Source organism: Streptomyces sp. A5-4 (assembly GCF_051131715.1).
Lineage (GTDB): Bacteria > Actinomycetota > Actinomycetes > Streptomycetales > Streptomycetaceae > Streptomyces.
Map to the genome: position 1 here is coordinate 4,717,461 of NZ_CP178591.1, position 13,972 is coordinate 4,731,432.

Consider the following 13,972-nt stretch of genomic DNA (forward strand, 5'->3'; position numbering starts at 1 on the left):
CCGGCCCGTCCCGCCGCGACCGGCTCGCGGCGCGGCGCACCGTGCGTGCCGACAGCCTCCATGCCGACAATGACTTCGCCCCGGCGGGCGAAGTGCTCAAGGAAGTGCAGCAGCGGGATGTCCGTGCCTGAGGGATCGATCGAAGCCGTCGACAAGGCGTTCGCCGCCGCGCTGTACACGGACGGCGACGCGGGTCTCGACATCGGGGCTTCGCTGCTGGCCGCCGACCCCGACGCGGACGCCGAACTGCGGCGGCGCGGCGAGGAGTTCGTCACGCGGGCCTGGCAGCGCGGCTGGCAGCCGGCCGATGTCGAGCGGATCGTCCGGCGGGATCTGGCGGAGCACCATGTGCGGCTGGTGGGCGAGCTGATCGCGGGAGAGGTCCGCGTGTACGGTCGGCTGCCGCCGCGCTGGGACGCGCAGCTCGCCGAGCTGGATGTGCGGCAGTGGCGGGCGGACCGCTTCTCGTACGCGACCGCCGTGCTGGAACTGCTGCGCGTGCTGTTGCGCCTGCCCGCGGTCGAGCCGGTGGGGGCGGCGCCGGGCGCGGCCGTCCACGTACCGTCGCGGCACGACGGTGAGCCCCGCATGCTCACCCGCATCCGCGCCCTGCTCGCCAAGGCCGAGGCCACCGACTTCCCCCAGGAGGCGGAGGCGCTCACCGGCAAGGCGCAGGAGCTGATGGCGCGGCACAGCATCGACGAGGCCCTGCTGGCGGCCCAGGGGCACACCGGCGACACCCCCGCCGCGTGCCGGATCGGCGTCGACGCACCCTACGAGACGGCCAAGGCGATCCTGCTCAATGCCGTCGCCGACGCGAACCGCTGCCGCGCCGTGTGGAACGGCGACCTCGGCTTCTCCACGGTTGTCGGCTTCGAAACCGACCTGGAATCGGTCGAGTTGCTGCATACGTCCCTCCTGGTGCAGGGCACCGCGGCGATGACCCGCGCGGAGGCGGCCCAGCGGGCGGGTGGCCGCAAGCGCACCAAGGCGTTCAGGCAGTCGTTCCTCACGGCGTACGCGAGCCGGATGGGGGACAGGCTGCACGAGGCGACCGAGCACGTCACGGAGGAGGCCGGCGGCTCGCTGCTGCCGGTCCTCGCGGCGCGGGACGTGGCGGTCGAGGACCGCACGGACCGGATGTTCCCGGAGACGACGCCGACCCGGGTGCGCGGCGTCACCGACTACGAGGGCTGGGAGCACGGCACGGCCGCGGCCGACCGCGCCCACCTCCCGAAGTCGCACCGGCCGGAGCACCGGCCGATCCGACCCGGGGACTGACGGGGACCGACCGGGGACCGGACCGACGTGCCACCGGCCGATCGGCGCCGGGGGTTGCGTGGGGTCGCACCGGACCATCCGTCCCGGGGGCTGACCGGGGTGGCCCCGACCATCCGGCCCGAGGGCTCTGTGGGGCGCCACCGGACCATCCGCCCCCGGGGGTTGCGTGGGGTTGAGCGGGACACACTGGTCGCTCGGCCCCTCTCGGGGTTGAGCGGGGCCGCACGCACCGGGGCCGCACGCACCGGGGCGGCACCCTGGCCACCCGGCCCAGGGACTGGCGGGGGCGGCACCCCGGCCACCCGGCCACCCGGCCCGGGGACTGATCGGGGCGCCACCGGACCATCCGCCCCCGGGGTGCGTGGGGTTGAGCGGGACACACCGGCCGATTGGCCCTCGGGGCCGGCCGGGGGCTCACGGCCTCCTGAAGTGCTCGATCAGCCGCGCGTAGCTGTCCTCGCCGTGCCCCGCCTCCAGCGCCCGGCTCACCAGGCCCACGGTGTAACCGGGGAATTCCGCGTTGATGCCGCGCGCCCGGCTCTCCCGGACCAGGTCCTCGGCCGACGGCAGGTGATGCTGGAGTGCCCCGTACGGCGTCGCGTACTCAGCGCGGTCGACCTCGTCGGCGATCACCGGGAGGTAGCCGAGGAGCGCGGCGACGGACGGGCCGGCCTGCTCCAGGAACTGCTTGACCTCGATGCCCTCGTCCGACAGCAGGGCCGCGGCGTGCAGGAAGCCGTTGAGCGCGCCCCACATGGTCCCGTGCACGGCCATCCCGTACAGGGCCGGTGCGCCCGCGCCGGCTCCGATCAGGCTGCCACGGCCGCCGAGGAGACCGAGCGCCGAGCGGTTCCGGTCGTACACCGTGCTGTCGCCGCCGTAGAAGACCACCGTCTCAGGGCTTCCGATGCCCGGCGCGATCGTCATGATCTGCCCGTGCAGATACGCCACACCCCGGCCCCCGGCCCACTCGGCAACCGCCTTTGCCTCGGCGGACGTTCCGTCCGTCAGATTGACCACGGCGCGACCGTCCAGTGCGTCGCCCGCCGATTCCAGCAGCGCGCGGGCGTGCTCGTTGCCCTTGACGCTGACGACCACGAGGGAGCCCGCGGCGACGGCGTCCCGGACACTCGCGGCCCGTCGCGCCCCCTTGGCGACCAGGGCGTCGGCCTTCTCCGGCGTGCGGTTCCATACGGTGGTCGGATGCCCGCCGTCGAGGAAGGCACCGGCGAGCGCGGTACCCATCTCTCCGAGGCCGAGCACGGTCACGGACGAGAGAGTGTCGAGGTTTCCGGCAGGTGCGGCTTCAGCAGTCATGAGTGGCACGCTAGAAGCTCAACCAGGCTTGAGGTCAAGGGCTCGGGGGGCTCGCGGGCCCAAGGGCTCATGGGCGGGGCTCATGGGCGGCCGTCACGGCAAACAAAAACAGGCCCGATGCCTAAGCATCGGGCCTGTTTTCACAGTAGCGGGGACAGGATTTGAACCTGCGACCTCTGGATTATGAGCCCAGCGAGCTACCGAACTGCTCCACCCCGCGTCGTTGAATGCAACTCTACGCCACTTGGACCTCAACGGGAAATCGCCCCCATTTCGAGCACTGTTCCCGAAGTCTCCGCCCCGCTGGGGCCCGCCACGGGGGCCCCAGGCCGTCCTGGCGACCCCGCCCATGCCGGCCGCGCCGGCGTTCGAGGACAGGTCCGAAGGGCGCCCGAGCTGCGGGTGGAGCCTCGGTCCGGGAACGGGCGGGCAGGGGACAAGCCCCGCGCGGCGACCACCCGCCGTACCTGCGCCCGCCGGACCCGTGCCCGCTCGTATCCGCGCCGCCGTACCCGCCCCGCCCGCACCGCGCCCGCCGCACGTGAGGGGGCCGCGGCCCGTACGTAGGAAGTGCTCCGCAGGAGGCGCTCCGGTCAGGAACCCGGCAGCTTCGGCATGTCGGAGGGGACACCTTCGGGCAGCTTGTCGGCCGCACCGGACTTCTTGAAGGAGTCGGTGATCCCGCTGCCTTCCCACTTCACCGTGAGCGTCTCGCCGTCGGCGGACGGCGTGACCGCACCCTTGGCGCGGTCGGTGTTGCCGTCGGCGCATTTGAGCGACAGCGATACGCCGCCGTCCTCGCTCACGGTGCCCGAGCAGACCCGTTCGGCGCCCGCGACGGCCGCGTCCTTGCCCTGGACGACCAGACCGAGGACCTTGCCGCCGGACATCGCCGTCCAGCTCCCGGCCACGTCCTTGGCGCCCGCGCCGGCGTCACCGGCGGGCGGCGGGCTGCTCTGCCCGGTGCTGCCGCCCTGGCCCTTGTCCTTCGCGTCGGCGTCCGAACCGCCCTTGCTGTCGCTGCTGCAACCGGTCAGTGCGAGGGCGGCCACGAGGGCCACGGCGGCGGTGGTGGTACGTACGTGCTTGCGCACTCCGGTCTCCCCAGTTTCGTCAGATCCGAACGCGCCAAGCTACCAGGAGGATTTGCGCACTCCGGGGAGGAACCCGGCGTGTGCCTGCGCGCGCATCCGCACCCGGGAGAGCCCGAACTTCCGCAGGTGCCCCCGGGGTCGGCCGTCCACGCTGTCGCGGTTGCGCACCCGCGTGGCACTCGCGTCGCGCGGCTGACGTCGCAAGGCGCGCAGCGCCGCCACCCGTTCGGCCTCGCCCGTGGCCGGGCTGCGGAGGACCTCCTTGAGCTGGGCCCGGCGTACCGCGTGGCGCTCGACGATCGCCTTGCGCTTCTCGTTTTGCGCGATCTTGCTCTTCTTCGCCATCAGACCTTCGCCCCTCGCGCGCGGATCCGGGCGACGGCGGCCTCGATGCCGATCGAGTCGATGGCCTTGATCGCCCTGGCGCTGAGGGTGAGGCGGACATGGCGGCCCTCGCTCGCCAGCCAGTAGCGCTTGCGCTGGATGTTCGGGTCGAAGCGGCGCGGGGTGCGCCGGTGGGAGTGCGAGATGTGGTGGCCGAAGCCCGGCTTGGCGCCGGTCAGCTGGCAGTGCGCGGACAAGGCGAATCGCTCCTCTTGATAATGGAAACCATTTCCATATACTAACCACATGGCACGCGACGAAGTCCGCCCGATCATCAAACTCAGGTCCACCGCGGGGACCGGCCACACCTACGTCACCCGCAAGAACCGTCGGAACGACCCCGACCGCATGACGCTCCGCAAGTTCGACGCCGTCGTCCGCAGGCACGTCGACTACCGCGAAGAGCGCTGAACCGGCTCGGCCGAAGCGCGCAAGAGCCCCGCACGAAAGGGCCCCCGCGCAAGAGAGCCCCCGCGCAAGAGAGCCGACGTACAAGAAAGAGGCACACACCATGCAGAACGGCATCCACCCGCCCTACGGCCCCGTCGTCTTCCGCGACAAGGCCGGCGGCTTCGCCTTCCTCACCCGTTCCACCGCCGTCAGCGACAGGACGGTGGAGTGGGAGGACGGCCGTACGTACCCCGTCGTGGACGTCGAGATCTCCTCGCGGAGCCACCCCTTCTACACGGGGACCGCGCGCGTGCTGGACACCGCGGGACGCGTCGAGCGCTTCGAGCGCCGCTTCGGGGTGAGCAGGTGATGAAGGGGGAGGGAACGAAGCTGCCCGTCGTGATCGTCGGCGGGCTGCACTCCGACGCACGCAAGGAGGTCGTGGAGCGGCTGCTGCGCACGGTGCCCGGCAGCGTCGCGCTGCACCACGACCTCTCCACCGCCGCCGGGGGGACGGTGCGCCGCAGCGTCCGCGACAGCCTGGGCGAGCGCGCCTCCGGCGAGGCGCCGCTGGTCAACGACTGCGCCTGCTGCGCGCTGCGCGAGGACCTGGTGCCCGAGCTGGAGCTGCTGGCCGGCGACGGGCGCACCCGGCTGGCGATCGTCGAGCTGTGGGACTCCGTGGAGCCCAGGGGGATGGCCGAGGTCGTCGTCGAGCACGGCGGGGACGTCCTGGACCTGACCGGTGTGATGACGGCCGTCGATCCCGCGCTGCTGCTGCCCTACCTCGGCTGCGGCGACGACCTGGCCGACGCCGGGCTCGCCGCCGCGGCCTCGGACCGGCGGACGGTCGCGGACACCTGGGCGCGCCAGTTGGAGTACGCGCCGGTGCTGGCCGTGGTGGAGAGCGAGGAGGCCGACGACACGGACGAGGCGCTGCTCGCCCAACTGCACCCGACGGCCCGCCGGGTGCGGGTCGCCTCGGGCGAGCTGGCGGCGGCGGCCTTCGCGGGCTTCGACGTGCGGGCCGCCGCCGAGCGGCAGCACCCCGCCTGCGCGCTGCTGCCGCAGGAGGCGGACGAGTCCGGTGTCGGGACCCTGGTGTGGCACCGGCTCAGGCCCTTCCACCCCGGGCGGCTGTACGCGGCCCGGGAGGGCCTGACCTGTGCGGCGGCCCGCAGCCGCGGCCGGTTCTGGCTCGCCGACCGGCCCGACACGCTGCTGGCGTGGGACGCGGCGGGCGGGGCGCTGTGCGTGGAGAGCGCGGGGCCCTGGCTGGCCGCCCTGCCGGACGCCGCGTGGGAGATGGTGCCGCCGGTGCGCAGGGCGGCTGCCGCGATGGACTGGCACCCCGAGCACGGGGACTGCTGTCAGCACCTGGTCTTCACCTCGCCCGGCCTGGACCGGGATGGGCTCGAAGGGCTGTTGGAGTCCTGCCTGCTGACGGATGCGGAGTACGCCGGCGGGCGCGAGGCGTGGAAGCGCTTGCCGCCCGCTTTCGATTCACTGCTGGAGGTGTGACGGCCCGTATTGCATTTCGTATCGCGGAAAGATCCGCACCGGCCGTGTGACAAGGGTCTCCGTGCCACCGCACTTTCGGCGCCCCCGTGCGATCGTGAATGAGCGAAAGACGGCCCTGTCGCCGTACTTGCCCCGGGCGACCGGTTTTCTGTAATCGGGGGGCCACCGCGCGTGCACGTGCATCTGCCCATGCATTGGCAAGTGAACGAAGCTATGATCCGGAGCAGTTGACATCTGCGCTTCCGGGAGCGACCTGTGCACCACGCGTACAACGGCATGGCGGCCACAGAGCTTCACGGGGCCGTCTGGCAGAAGAGCAGGCACAGCAACTCGCAGGGCTCGTGCGTGGAGTTCGCGAAACTGCCGGGCGGGAATGTCGCGATGCGCAATTCGCGCCATCCGGACGGACCCGCCCTGGTCTACACGCCTGCCGAAATTGAGGCGATGCTGATCGGCGCCAAGGCGGGCGAGTTCGACCATCTGACCGCCGGCGGCTGACCGTCTGTATTCGGCCGAAAAGTCGTCAGCGGTTTCTCCGGCCGCCCTGGCAGTAGGCGCTTTCTGGCCGCGCCCCGCCGCCGGCGGCCGGTTTCCTGTCGCTGTCCGCCCGGCGGTTTTCTGCTGGCGCTGCCCGTCCGGCGGCCGGTTTTCTACGGCTGTCCGCCCGGCAGTCGGAACAGTGCCCAGACGACCTTGCCGTGCAGTGTCCCGGCGAGCGGGTGCCAGCCCCAGCTGTCGCTGAAGGAATCCACCAGGAACAGACCGCGGCCCGACTCGGCCGAGAAGTCGTCGCTCTCGCGCGCGACCGGGCTCTCCTGGCTGGGGTCGCGCACGGCGCACACCAGACGGGAGGTCCAGTGCATCAGGTGCAGCCGTACGGTCGGATCCTGTTCGCGCGGGGTGTCGGCGGGCAGCGCGTGCCGCAGGGCGTTGGTGACGAGCTCGGAGACCACCAGGGAGACGTCGTCGAAGCGCTCGCCGAGGTTCCACTGGCCGAGCGTCGACTTGGTGAACTGTCTCGCCCCCCGGACCGCTTCGTATCTCGCGGGCAGTGCGCACGACGCGGAGCTGGACACTGCTGCGGGGTCGATGGGGGGAAGCCCCTGCCTTAACGGCTCGAGCATGGCCGATCCATTCGTCCCCATGCGAGGCACTCCCAGGATTCGCGTACGAAAGAGCGTGCAGGTGCGCGCGGACCATGGTTCCGAATGCGTAGGGCAGATGCAAGGGCAGATGCACGTGCAGGTGCCGGACCTGTCCACCCCCGTGCCGGTTCTTGCTCATTTCTCCCTACGATCTCTTTCGTTGCCTTGCGGACCGTTTGCCATTTCCGTAACCGAATGAGTACAGGCTGAAGGGTTTTGATGGCAGACTGCGGCACTCGGGCAGCACCGGGGGGTGGTGCTCCGTTTTCGCACTGTCGGACTGTGGAGGGTTGGAGAAGTGACCGCAGGCGAGTCGAGCGGCTCCGTGGTGCGGCGCATCCTGCTGGGGTCTCAGCTGAGGCGGTTGCGCGAGACGCGCGGCATCACGCGCGAGGCGGCCGGCTACTCGATCCGTGCGTCCGAATCCAAGATCAGCCGCATGGAGTTGGGACGGGTGAGCTTCAAGGCCAGGGATGTCGAGGATCTGCTCACCCTCTACGGCGTGAGCGACGGCACGGAGCGCGAGTCACTGCTCGGCCTCGCCCGCGAGGCCAACGTGGCGGGCTGGTGGCACAGTTACGGTGATGTGCTGCCCGGCTGGTTCCAGACGTACGTCGGCCTTGAGGCCGCCGCCTCGAAGATCCAGATCTACGAAGTCCAGTTCGTGCACGGCCTCTTGCAGACCGAGCCGTACGCACACGCGGTCGTCAGTCGTGGGATCCCCGATGCGCCGCGCGCCGAGATCGACCGGCGGGTCGCACTGAGACTGGAGCGCCAGAAGGTGCTCGTCTCCGAGCGGCAGCCGCGCTTTCACGCCATTCTGGACGAGGCCGCGCTGCGCAGACCCTATGGGGACCGCTCCGTGATGCAGGGGCAGTTGAGGCACCTGATCGAGATCTCGGAGCATCCGAACGTCACGCTCCAGATCATGCCGTTCAGCTTCGGCGGGCACGCGGGCGAGAGCGGCGCCTTCACGATGCTGCGCTTCCCGGAGTCCGACCTCTCCGACCTCATCTACCTGGAGCAGCTGACCAGTGCGCTGTACCTGGACAAGCGCGAGGAGGTCGCCCAGTACGAACGCGTGATGGGGCGGCTGAAAGCCGACAGTCCGGGTCCCGCGGAGAGTCGTGACGTCCTCCGTGGTCTACTCCAACTCCTCTGAAACACCCGTACGATGACGCCACGTCATGCGCGAGTCCTGCGACCAAGGGGTGTCATGTCCTTCTTCACCGAGCTGGCCAGTCAGTACATCGACGGTGAGTGGAGGGCGGGCAGCGGCTCCTGGGACATCATCGACTTCAACCCGTACAACGGGGAGAAGCTGGCCTCCATAGCCGTGGCGACTGCCGACGAGGTGGACCAGGCCTACCGCGCCGCGGAGCGCGCACAGGTGGCCTGGGGCGACACCAACCCATACAGCAGGCGGCTGGTCTTCGAGCGCGCCCTGCGGGTCGTCGAGGACCGCGAGGAAGAGATAGCCGAGGCCATCGTCGAGGAGCTCGGCGGCACCCGGCTCAAGGCGGCCTTCGAGCTGCACCTCGCCAAGGAGTTCCTGCGCGAGGCCGTCCAGCTGGCGCTGCGCCCCGAGGGCCGGATCCTGCCCTCGCCGACCGACGGCAAGGAGAACCGGGTCTACCGCCTCCCGGTCGGTGTCGTGGGTGTCATAAGCCCCTTCAACTTCCCCTTCCTCCTGTCGATCAAGTCCGTCGCGCCGGCCCTGGCACTCGGCAACGCCGTGGTGCTCAAGCCGCACCAGAACACGCCGATATGCGGCGGCTCCCTGGTCGCCAAGGTATTCGAGGAGGCCGGGCTGCCCGCCGGGCTGCTGAATGTCGTGATCACCGACATCGCGGAGATCGGCGACGCGCTGATCGAGCACCCGGTGCCCTCCGTCATCTCCTTCACCGGCTCGGACAAGGTCGGCAAGCACGTCGCCACCGTGTGCGCGGCGAACTTCAAGCGGGCCATCCTCGAACTCGGCGGGAACAGCGCGCTCATCGTGCTGGACGACGCCGATGTCGACTACGCGGTGGACGCCGCGGTCTTCAGCCGGTTCGTGCACCAGGGGCAGGTCTGCATGGCCGCCAACCGCATCCTGGTGGACCGCAGGCTGGAGAAGGAGTTCACCGAGAAGTTCGTCGCCAAGGTCGGCACGCTGAAGGTCGGCGACCCCGCTGACCCGCAGACCCACATCGGCCCGCTCATCAACTCCTCGCAGGCCGAGGCGGTTTCGGCGCTGGTCGTCCAGACGGTCGCGGCGGGCGCGACGGCGCTGCTGCACGGGCAGACCGTGGGCAACCTCGTGGCGCCGTCCGTGCTGACGGACATCGCACCCGGTTCGCCGATCCTGTCGCAGGAGATTTTCGGTCCGGTCGCGCTCATCGTGCCGTTCGACGGCGAGGAGGAGGCCGTCCGGATCGCCAACGACACCCCGTACGGGCTGAGCGGCGCGGTGCACACCGGGAACGTCGAGCGCGGGGTGCAGCTGGCCAAGCGCATCAACACCGGCATGATCCACATCAATGACGGCACGGTCCACGACGAGCCGATCGTCCCGTTCGGCGGCGAGAAGCACTCGGGCTCCGGCCGGCTGAACGGCGAGTCGATGATCGAGGCGTTCACCACCCAGAAGTGGATCTCGGTGCAGCACGGCCGGTCGAGGTTCCCGTTCTGAGCCCGTTGCTCGGCACCCCGGCCCGCGTGCTGATTGCGGACAGGACCTGACCGCAAGGGTTCGTAGTGTGGAGGCATCACTCACACGCGAACAAGGCGGACACCATGGTCACTCACGTTCCCGCAGAGGCATCGGGCGACGAGCGCGGCGCGCTCCTGGCCTTCGTCGAGGCGCAGCGCGGGGCGGTCCGCCGCTCCGTGCTCGGCCTCACCGACGAGCAGGCGGCGTCCCGCCCCAGCGCGAGTGAGCTGTCGCTCTCCGGGCTGCTCAAGCACGTCGCCGAGACGGAACTCAACTGGCTGCGGATAGCGCAGCAACGCCCGAGCGAGGTGGGGCGCACCGAGGCGACCTGGGGCGACAGCTTCCGGCTGGTCGGCGACGAGACGGTGGCCGGTGTGCTGGCGTTCTGGGCCGGGGTGGCGGCGGAGACGGAGCGCTTCGTCCGAGAGGTCCCGAGCCTGAACGACACCTTCCCGCTGCCCGAGGCGCCCTGGTTCCCCAAGGACGCGGAAGTCTCGATGCGATGGCTGCTGCTGCACATGGTGGAGGAGACGGGCCGGCACGCGGGTCATGCCGACATCGTCCGCGAATCGCTGGACGGCAAGGGGGCTTTCGACCTGGTGGCGGAGGAGCAGGGCGGCGGCGAGGGCTGGGGCTAGACCGCCGCGCGGGGCTGTCCGGACAGTCGGATCTCGGCCCGTCCGGCGGCGTTCGAGGTCGGGCCCGCGGGGCGTCCGGCGCCGCGCCCCGGCTGTGAACGGCAGCAGGACCCTACCGATAGGCTAGTCAAAATTGAGTAGCCCGAAGAGGGTCATGAGGCAGAGAACGAAGAGGTGCGGCGATGTCAGCGATCCGGCTGCTGGTCCTCGGCGCCGTCCGTCAGCACGGGCGGGCGCACGGCTATCAGGTACGCAACGACCTGGAGTTCTGGGGCGCCCACGAGTGGTCCAACGCCAAACCCGGGTCGATCTATCACGCCCTGAAGCAGCTGGCGAAGCAGGGGATGCTGCACGCCCACGAGATCGCCCCGAGCGCGGTCGGTGGCCCGCCGCGCACCGAGTACGAGCTGACCGACAAGGGCGCCGAGGAGTTCCTCGCGCTGCTCCGGGAGGCCCTGACGGCGCACGACCAGAAAATGGACGTGCTGTCGGCCGGCGTGGGATTCATCGTCGACCTGGAGCGGGCCGAGGTGATCGAACTGCTCAAGCGGCGGGTGGTCGGACTTGAGGCGTGGCGTTCCTCGGTGACGGACTACTACACGCCCGAGGACGGCCCCGAGTCGCTCGGCCACATCGGCGAGATCATGCACATGTGGGTGCACTCGGCGGACGCCGGGGCGGAGTGGACGCGCGGCCTGATCGAGCGGATCGAGGGTGGCGCGTACACCTTCGCGGGGGAGGGCGAGCCGACGGTGGCGGTTCTCCAGGAGGGTGACGTGAACCCGTACGCGACGGGCGTGCCCCATGCGGGAGATTCCCGCTAATCAAGTTTGACGAATGTCGATCGGGGGATTATCTTGGAGAAGTAGTCAAGTTTGACTACGATCTCTGGAGGAGATGGCATTGAGTCAGACCGACGCGGTGATCGCCGTCGAGGGAGTACACAAGCGGTACGGGGAGAAGCGGGCGCTGGACGGGCTCGACCTGATGGTGGAGCGCGGCACGGTGCACGGCGTGCTCGGTCCCAACGGCGCCGGCAAGACCACCGTCGTGCGCATCCTGGCCACGCTGCTGCGGCCGGACGAGGGCCGGGCGGAGGTGGCCGGATACGACGTGCGCTCGCAGGCCGGCGAGATCCGGCGGCGGATCGGGCTGCTGGGGCAGCACGCGGCGCTCGACGAGGAGCTCGGCGGCCGGCAGAACCTGGAGATGTTCGGGCGGCTCTACCACCTGGGGGCGCGCAGGGCGGGTGCGCGGGCCGACGAGCTGCTGGCGCGGTTCGGCCTCGCGGACACCGGGCGCAAGGCGGTCAAGCAGTACAGCGGCGGCATGCGGCGGCGGCTCGACCTGGCGGCCTCGCTGATCACGGAGCCACAGGTGCTGTTCCTGGACGAGCCGACGACCGGGCTCGACCCGCGCGGCCGTACGGAGGTCTGGGGCGCGGTGCGCTCGCTGGTCGGCGGAGGGACGACGGTCCTGCTCACGACCCAGTACCTGGAGGAGGCCGACCAGTTGGCCGACCGGATCTCGGTGGTCGACCAGGGCAGGAACATCGCGGACGGCACGCCGGACCAGCTCAAGGCGAAAGTCGGCGGGGACCGTGTCGACGTGGTGCTGCACGATGTGCGCCAACTGGGCGCGGCGGCCGTGCTGATGGGGCCAGGGGCCGAGACGGACGAGTACCGGCGGCAGGTCAGCGCGCCGGTGGCGGACCGGATGAAGGCGCTCGCCCGGGTCGTACGGGAGCTGGAGGCGGCCGGCATCGAGGCGGAGGACATCGCGCTGCGCCGGCCGACGCTCGACGAGGTCTTCCTCCAACTGACGGGCGGGAAGGGCGAGTCCGCCGAGAGCCGGACCGCAGGCAAGGTCGATAGCAAGGGGGCCGTCGTATGAGCGCGGTATGGGTGGTCACCGATTCCTGGACCATGACCCGGCGCGAGCTCGCCCACTGGGCGCGGCAGCCGGTGCAGATCGTCGTCGGGCTGATCTTCCCGGTGATGCTGCTGCTGATGTTCGGCTATCTGATGGGCGGCGGCCGGGGCGTCGAGGGTGACTACATCGACTACCTGGTGCCCGGCATGTTCGCCCTGACCATGGCTTTCGGCCTGGAGGCGACGATGATCGCCGTCACCCAGGATCTCGGCAAGGGCGTCATCGACCGGTTCAGGGCCATGCCGATGTCGACGTCGGCGGTTCTGGTGGGCCGGAGCGTCGCTGACATGCTTCAGTCGGCGCTCGGGCTGCTGGTCATGGTGGGGGTCGGATACGCGATCGGCTGGCGCTGGCACGACGGGGCGACGGCCGCGCTGGGTGCGGTGGGGCTGTTGCTTCTCCTGCGATTCGCGATGCTGTGGATCGGGATCTACCTGGCGATGGTGGCGGGCAAGCCGGAGCTGGTGCAGGCCGTCCAGATCCTGATCTGGCCGATCGGCTTCCTCTCCAACGCGTTCGCGACGCCCGGATCGATGCCGGGCTGGCTGGGCACGGTCGTGGAGTGGAACCCGATGTCGGCGACGGCGACGGCGACGCGTGATCTGTTCGGCTACCCGGGGAGCGCGGGCGGATCCTGGGCGTCCGAGCACGCGGGGCTGCTGGCGGTCGGGTGGCCGGTGCTGCTGCTGGTGGTGTTCTTCCCGCTGGCGGTACGAAGGTTCGGGCGCTTGAGCCGGTAGGGGCCGGGGGCTGGAGTGCGGGGCGGCCGGGCCCCTGCGCGGGGGCCTGCTCCCCGCCCCGCCCCATCCCTTCCCGAGCCCGGGGCGAGCTCCCCGGCCCCCGCCACTCGGCGGCAGCCGCGACATGACGCGGCGGGAAGGGGCGGGTTGCCTGCGGCGCTGTTCCCCGACCCGCCCCATCCCGGCTGTGATATGTGTGGCTGCCGCCGCGTGGGGGCTCCGCCCCAGACGCCGGTCCTCAAATGCCCTGTCATCAGATGAGTGCAGGCTCCACCCGCCCGGCCACCTTCAGCCTTTGGCGGGGGCAGTCCCTTGCCGTCATCACTCGACTTGCAGCCACCCTCCTCAGCGCCCGTGGCGAGCACGACCACCAGGACAACGCCCAAGACCTGTAACGCGTGCTTTCCTCTCATGACTGTAGTTCCCCCTCTGGCTGGTAGTACGTGGCCCGCAGGGCTTCCGCCATCCGCTCGACCACAGCAGCGGGCATGAGCGGGAAGTGGACACAGACACAGGGTTGGCCGATCGCGTCGACAGCACCCCGAAGGTTCCTGCAGCCGTGTGCGTCCACCCCCGCCGCGCACAAGGCGTCCTCCAAGGCATTACGGGCGTTCTCGGCCATCAGTCGAGCATCTCGCCACGCCTGCAGGTCCATTGGCGGCAGCCCAGGGAGAGGAAGGTGGTCCATCACGCTCCGCCCCTGTGCTGGGGGCATTGGCAGGGCGGGAACGTCAGCGTGAACTCTTCGATCTCGTCTGTGTCCTCAGCGATGACGTCTTGCTGCTCACCCCACGTCCCTCCCCCGTCCCGTGACACCCGCATGGTCATGCGTCCC

Annotated in this window: 16 protein-coding genes and 1 tRNA gene; 11 read left to right on the top strand and 6 right to left on the bottom strand. The window is 70.5% G+C overall.

Annotated elements, in window-relative coordinates:
• Window positions 1-117 precede the first annotated feature (117 nt).
• Window positions 118-1,281 carry a DUF2786 domain-containing protein gene (locus tag ACLLJJ_RS21940; RefSeq protein WP_434594210.1) on the top strand — a complete coding sequence of 388 codons (1,164 nt, stop codon included), beginning with the start codon at window positions 118-120 and terminating at the stop codon, window positions 1,279-1,281.
• 414 nt (window positions 1,282-1,695) lie between these two features.
• Here ACLLJJ_RS21940 and ACLLJJ_RS21945 read toward each other — a convergent pair whose 3' ends face one another.
• The 5 genes from ACLLJJ_RS21945 to rpmB form a co-directional block, all read right to left on the bottom strand.
• On the bottom strand, window positions 1,696-2,598 hold the full coding sequence (locus ACLLJJ_RS21945; protein WP_434594213.1) for an NAD(P)-dependent oxidoreductase: 903 nt from the start codon (window positions 2,596-2,598) through the stop codon (window positions 1,696-1,698).
• A gap of 146 nt (window positions 2,599-2,744) precedes the next feature.
• Window positions 2,745-2,818 (bottom strand) — tRNA-Met (locus ACLLJJ_RS21950).
• Between the two features lie 373 nt (window positions 2,819-3,191).
• Window positions 3,192-3,692: a hypothetical protein gene (locus tag ACLLJJ_RS21955; protein ID WP_434594216.1), complete on the bottom strand. Its 501-nt coding sequence runs from the start codon at window positions 3,690-3,692 to the stop codon at window positions 3,192-3,194.
• 39 nt (window positions 3,693-3,731) lie between these two features.
• A complete protein-coding gene (rpsN, locus tag ACLLJJ_RS21960; RefSeq protein ID WP_434594219.1) occupies window positions 3,732-4,037 on the bottom strand; it encodes a 30S ribosomal protein S14 in 306 nt (101 codons plus the stop codon).
• Window positions 4,037-4,273, bottom strand: coding sequence for a 50S ribosomal protein L28 (rpmB, locus tag ACLLJJ_RS21965; protein ID WP_434594222.1), 237 nt, complete (start codon window positions 4,271-4,273; stop codon window positions 4,037-4,039). The genes rpsN and rpmB overlap by 1 nt, the downstream gene beginning before the upstream one ends.
• Before the next feature lie 49 nt (window positions 4,274-4,322).
• On the opposite strand from rpmB, the gene rpmG reads away from it, so the two are divergent.
• From rpmG to ACLLJJ_RS21985, 4 genes are all read left to right on the top strand, one after another.
• Window positions 4,323-4,487, top strand: a complete 165-nt coding sequence (gene rpmG / locus ACLLJJ_RS21970; RefSeq protein WP_434594225.1) for a 50S ribosomal protein L33 — start codon at window positions 4,323-4,325, stop codon at window positions 4,485-4,487.
• A gap of 100 nt (window positions 4,488-4,587) precedes the next feature.
• Window positions 4,588-4,836, top strand: coding sequence for a type B 50S ribosomal protein L31 (locus ACLLJJ_RS21975; protein ID WP_434594227.1), 249 nt, complete (start codon window positions 4,588-4,590; stop codon window positions 4,834-4,836).
• The gene (locus ACLLJJ_RS21980) at window positions 4,836-5,987 is read left to right on the top strand and encodes a CobW family GTP-binding protein (protein WP_434594230.1); all 1,152 of its coding nucleotides are present in this window, start codon (window positions 4,836-4,838) and stop codon (window positions 5,985-5,987) included. The genes ACLLJJ_RS21975 and ACLLJJ_RS21980 overlap by 1 nt, the downstream gene beginning before the upstream one ends.
• Before the next feature lie 255 nt (window positions 5,988-6,242).
• Window positions 6,243-6,485 (top strand): DUF397 domain-containing protein, encoded by a 243-nt coding sequence (locus ACLLJJ_RS21985; protein ID WP_347123927.1) that lies wholly within the window; start codon window positions 6,243-6,245, stop codon window positions 6,483-6,485.
• A 152-nt stretch (window positions 6,486-6,637) separates the two neighbouring features.
• Here ACLLJJ_RS21985 and ACLLJJ_RS21990 read toward each other — a convergent pair whose 3' ends face one another.
• Entirely contained in the window at window positions 6,638-7,132 is a 495-nt protein-coding gene (locus ACLLJJ_RS21990) for an ATP-binding protein (RefSeq protein ID WP_434594234.1), read from the bottom strand.
• Between the two features lie 298 nt (window positions 7,133-7,430).
• On the opposite strand from ACLLJJ_RS21990, the gene ACLLJJ_RS21995 reads away from it, so the two are divergent.
• The 6 genes from ACLLJJ_RS21995 to ACLLJJ_RS22020 all read left to right on the top strand — a co-directional run bounded on the left by ACLLJJ_RS21995 (window position 7,431) and on the right by ACLLJJ_RS22020 (window position 13,137).
• A complete protein-coding gene (locus tag ACLLJJ_RS21995) occupies window positions 7,431-8,294 on the top strand; it encodes a helix-turn-helix domain-containing protein (RefSeq protein WP_434594235.1) in 864 nt (287 codons plus the stop codon).
• Window positions 8,295-8,348: 54 nt separating this feature from the next.
• On the top strand, window positions 8,349-9,806 hold the full coding sequence (locus ACLLJJ_RS22000) for an aldehyde dehydrogenase family protein (RefSeq protein WP_434594237.1): 1,458 nt from the start codon (window positions 8,349-8,351) through the stop codon (window positions 9,804-9,806).
• A gap of 104 nt (window positions 9,807-9,910) precedes the next feature.
• The gene (locus tag ACLLJJ_RS22005; protein WP_434594239.1) at window positions 9,911-10,465 is read left to right on the top strand and encodes a DinB family protein; all 555 of its coding nucleotides are present in this window, start codon (window positions 9,911-9,913) and stop codon (window positions 10,463-10,465) included.
• 182 nt (window positions 10,466-10,647) lie between these two features.
• The gene (locus ACLLJJ_RS22010) at window positions 10,648-11,289 is read left to right on the top strand and encodes a PadR family transcriptional regulator (protein ID WP_434594241.1); all 642 of its coding nucleotides are present in this window, start codon (window positions 10,648-10,650) and stop codon (window positions 11,287-11,289) included.
• 73 nt (window positions 11,290-11,362) lie between these two features.
• A complete protein-coding gene (locus tag ACLLJJ_RS22015) occupies window positions 11,363-12,358 on the top strand; it encodes an ATP-binding cassette domain-containing protein (protein WP_434594243.1) in 996 nt (331 codons plus the stop codon).
• Entirely contained in the window at window positions 12,355-13,137 is a 783-nt protein-coding gene (locus tag ACLLJJ_RS22020) for an ABC transporter permease (RefSeq protein ID WP_434594246.1), read from the top strand. Before ACLLJJ_RS22015 ends, ACLLJJ_RS22020 begins: the two co-directional genes overlap by 4 nt.
• The last annotated feature ends 835 nt before the right edge of the window (window positions 13,138-13,972 follow it).

Excerpts from the sequence above, each read along its gene's own strand:
- ACLLJJ_RS21990 (WP_434594234.1), bottom strand. The coding sequence starts at position 7,132 with ATGGGGACGAATGGATCGGCCATGCTCGAGCCGTTAAGGCAGGGGCTT.
- ACLLJJ_RS21945 (WP_434594213.1), bottom strand. The coding sequence starts at position 2,598 with ATGACTGCTGAAGCCGCACCTGCCGGAAACCTCGACACTCTCTCGTCC.
- ACLLJJ_RS21975 (WP_434594227.1), top strand. The coding sequence starts at position 4,588 with ATGCAGAACGGCATCCACCCGCCCTACGGCCCCGTCGTCTTCCGCGAC.
- rpmG (WP_434594225.1), top strand. The coding sequence starts at position 4,323 with ATGGCACGCGACGAAGTCCGCCCGATCATCAAACTCAGGTCCACCGCG.
- ACLLJJ_RS22005 (WP_434594239.1), top strand. The coding sequence starts at position 9,911 with ATGGTCACTCACGTTCCCGCAGAGGCATCGGGCGACGAGCGCGGCGCG.
- ACLLJJ_RS21940 (WP_434594210.1), top strand. The coding sequence starts at position 118 with ATGTCCGTGCCTGAGGGATCGATCGAAGCCGTCGACAAGGCGTTCGCC.
- ACLLJJ_RS22015 (WP_434594243.1), top strand. The coding sequence starts at position 11,363 with ATGGCATTGAGTCAGACCGACGCGGTGATCGCCGTCGAGGGAGTACAC.
- ACLLJJ_RS22010 (WP_434594241.1), top strand. The coding sequence starts at position 10,648 with ATGTCAGCGATCCGGCTGCTGGTCCTCGGCGCCGTCCGTCAGCACGGG.
- rpsN (WP_434594219.1), bottom strand. The coding sequence starts at position 4,037 with ATGGCGAAGAAGAGCAAGATCGCGCAAAACGAGAAGCGCAAGGCGATC.
- ACLLJJ_RS22020 (WP_434594246.1), top strand. The coding sequence starts at position 12,355 with ATGAGCGCGGTATGGGTGGTCACCGATTCCTGGACCATGACCCGGCGC.
- ACLLJJ_RS22000 (WP_434594237.1), top strand. The coding sequence starts at position 8,349 with ATGTCCTTCTTCACCGAGCTGGCCAGTCAGTACATCGACGGTGAGTGG.
- ACLLJJ_RS21980 (WP_434594230.1), top strand. The coding sequence starts at position 4,836 with ATGAAGGGGGAGGGAACGAAGCTGCCCGTCGTGATCGTCGGCGGGCTG.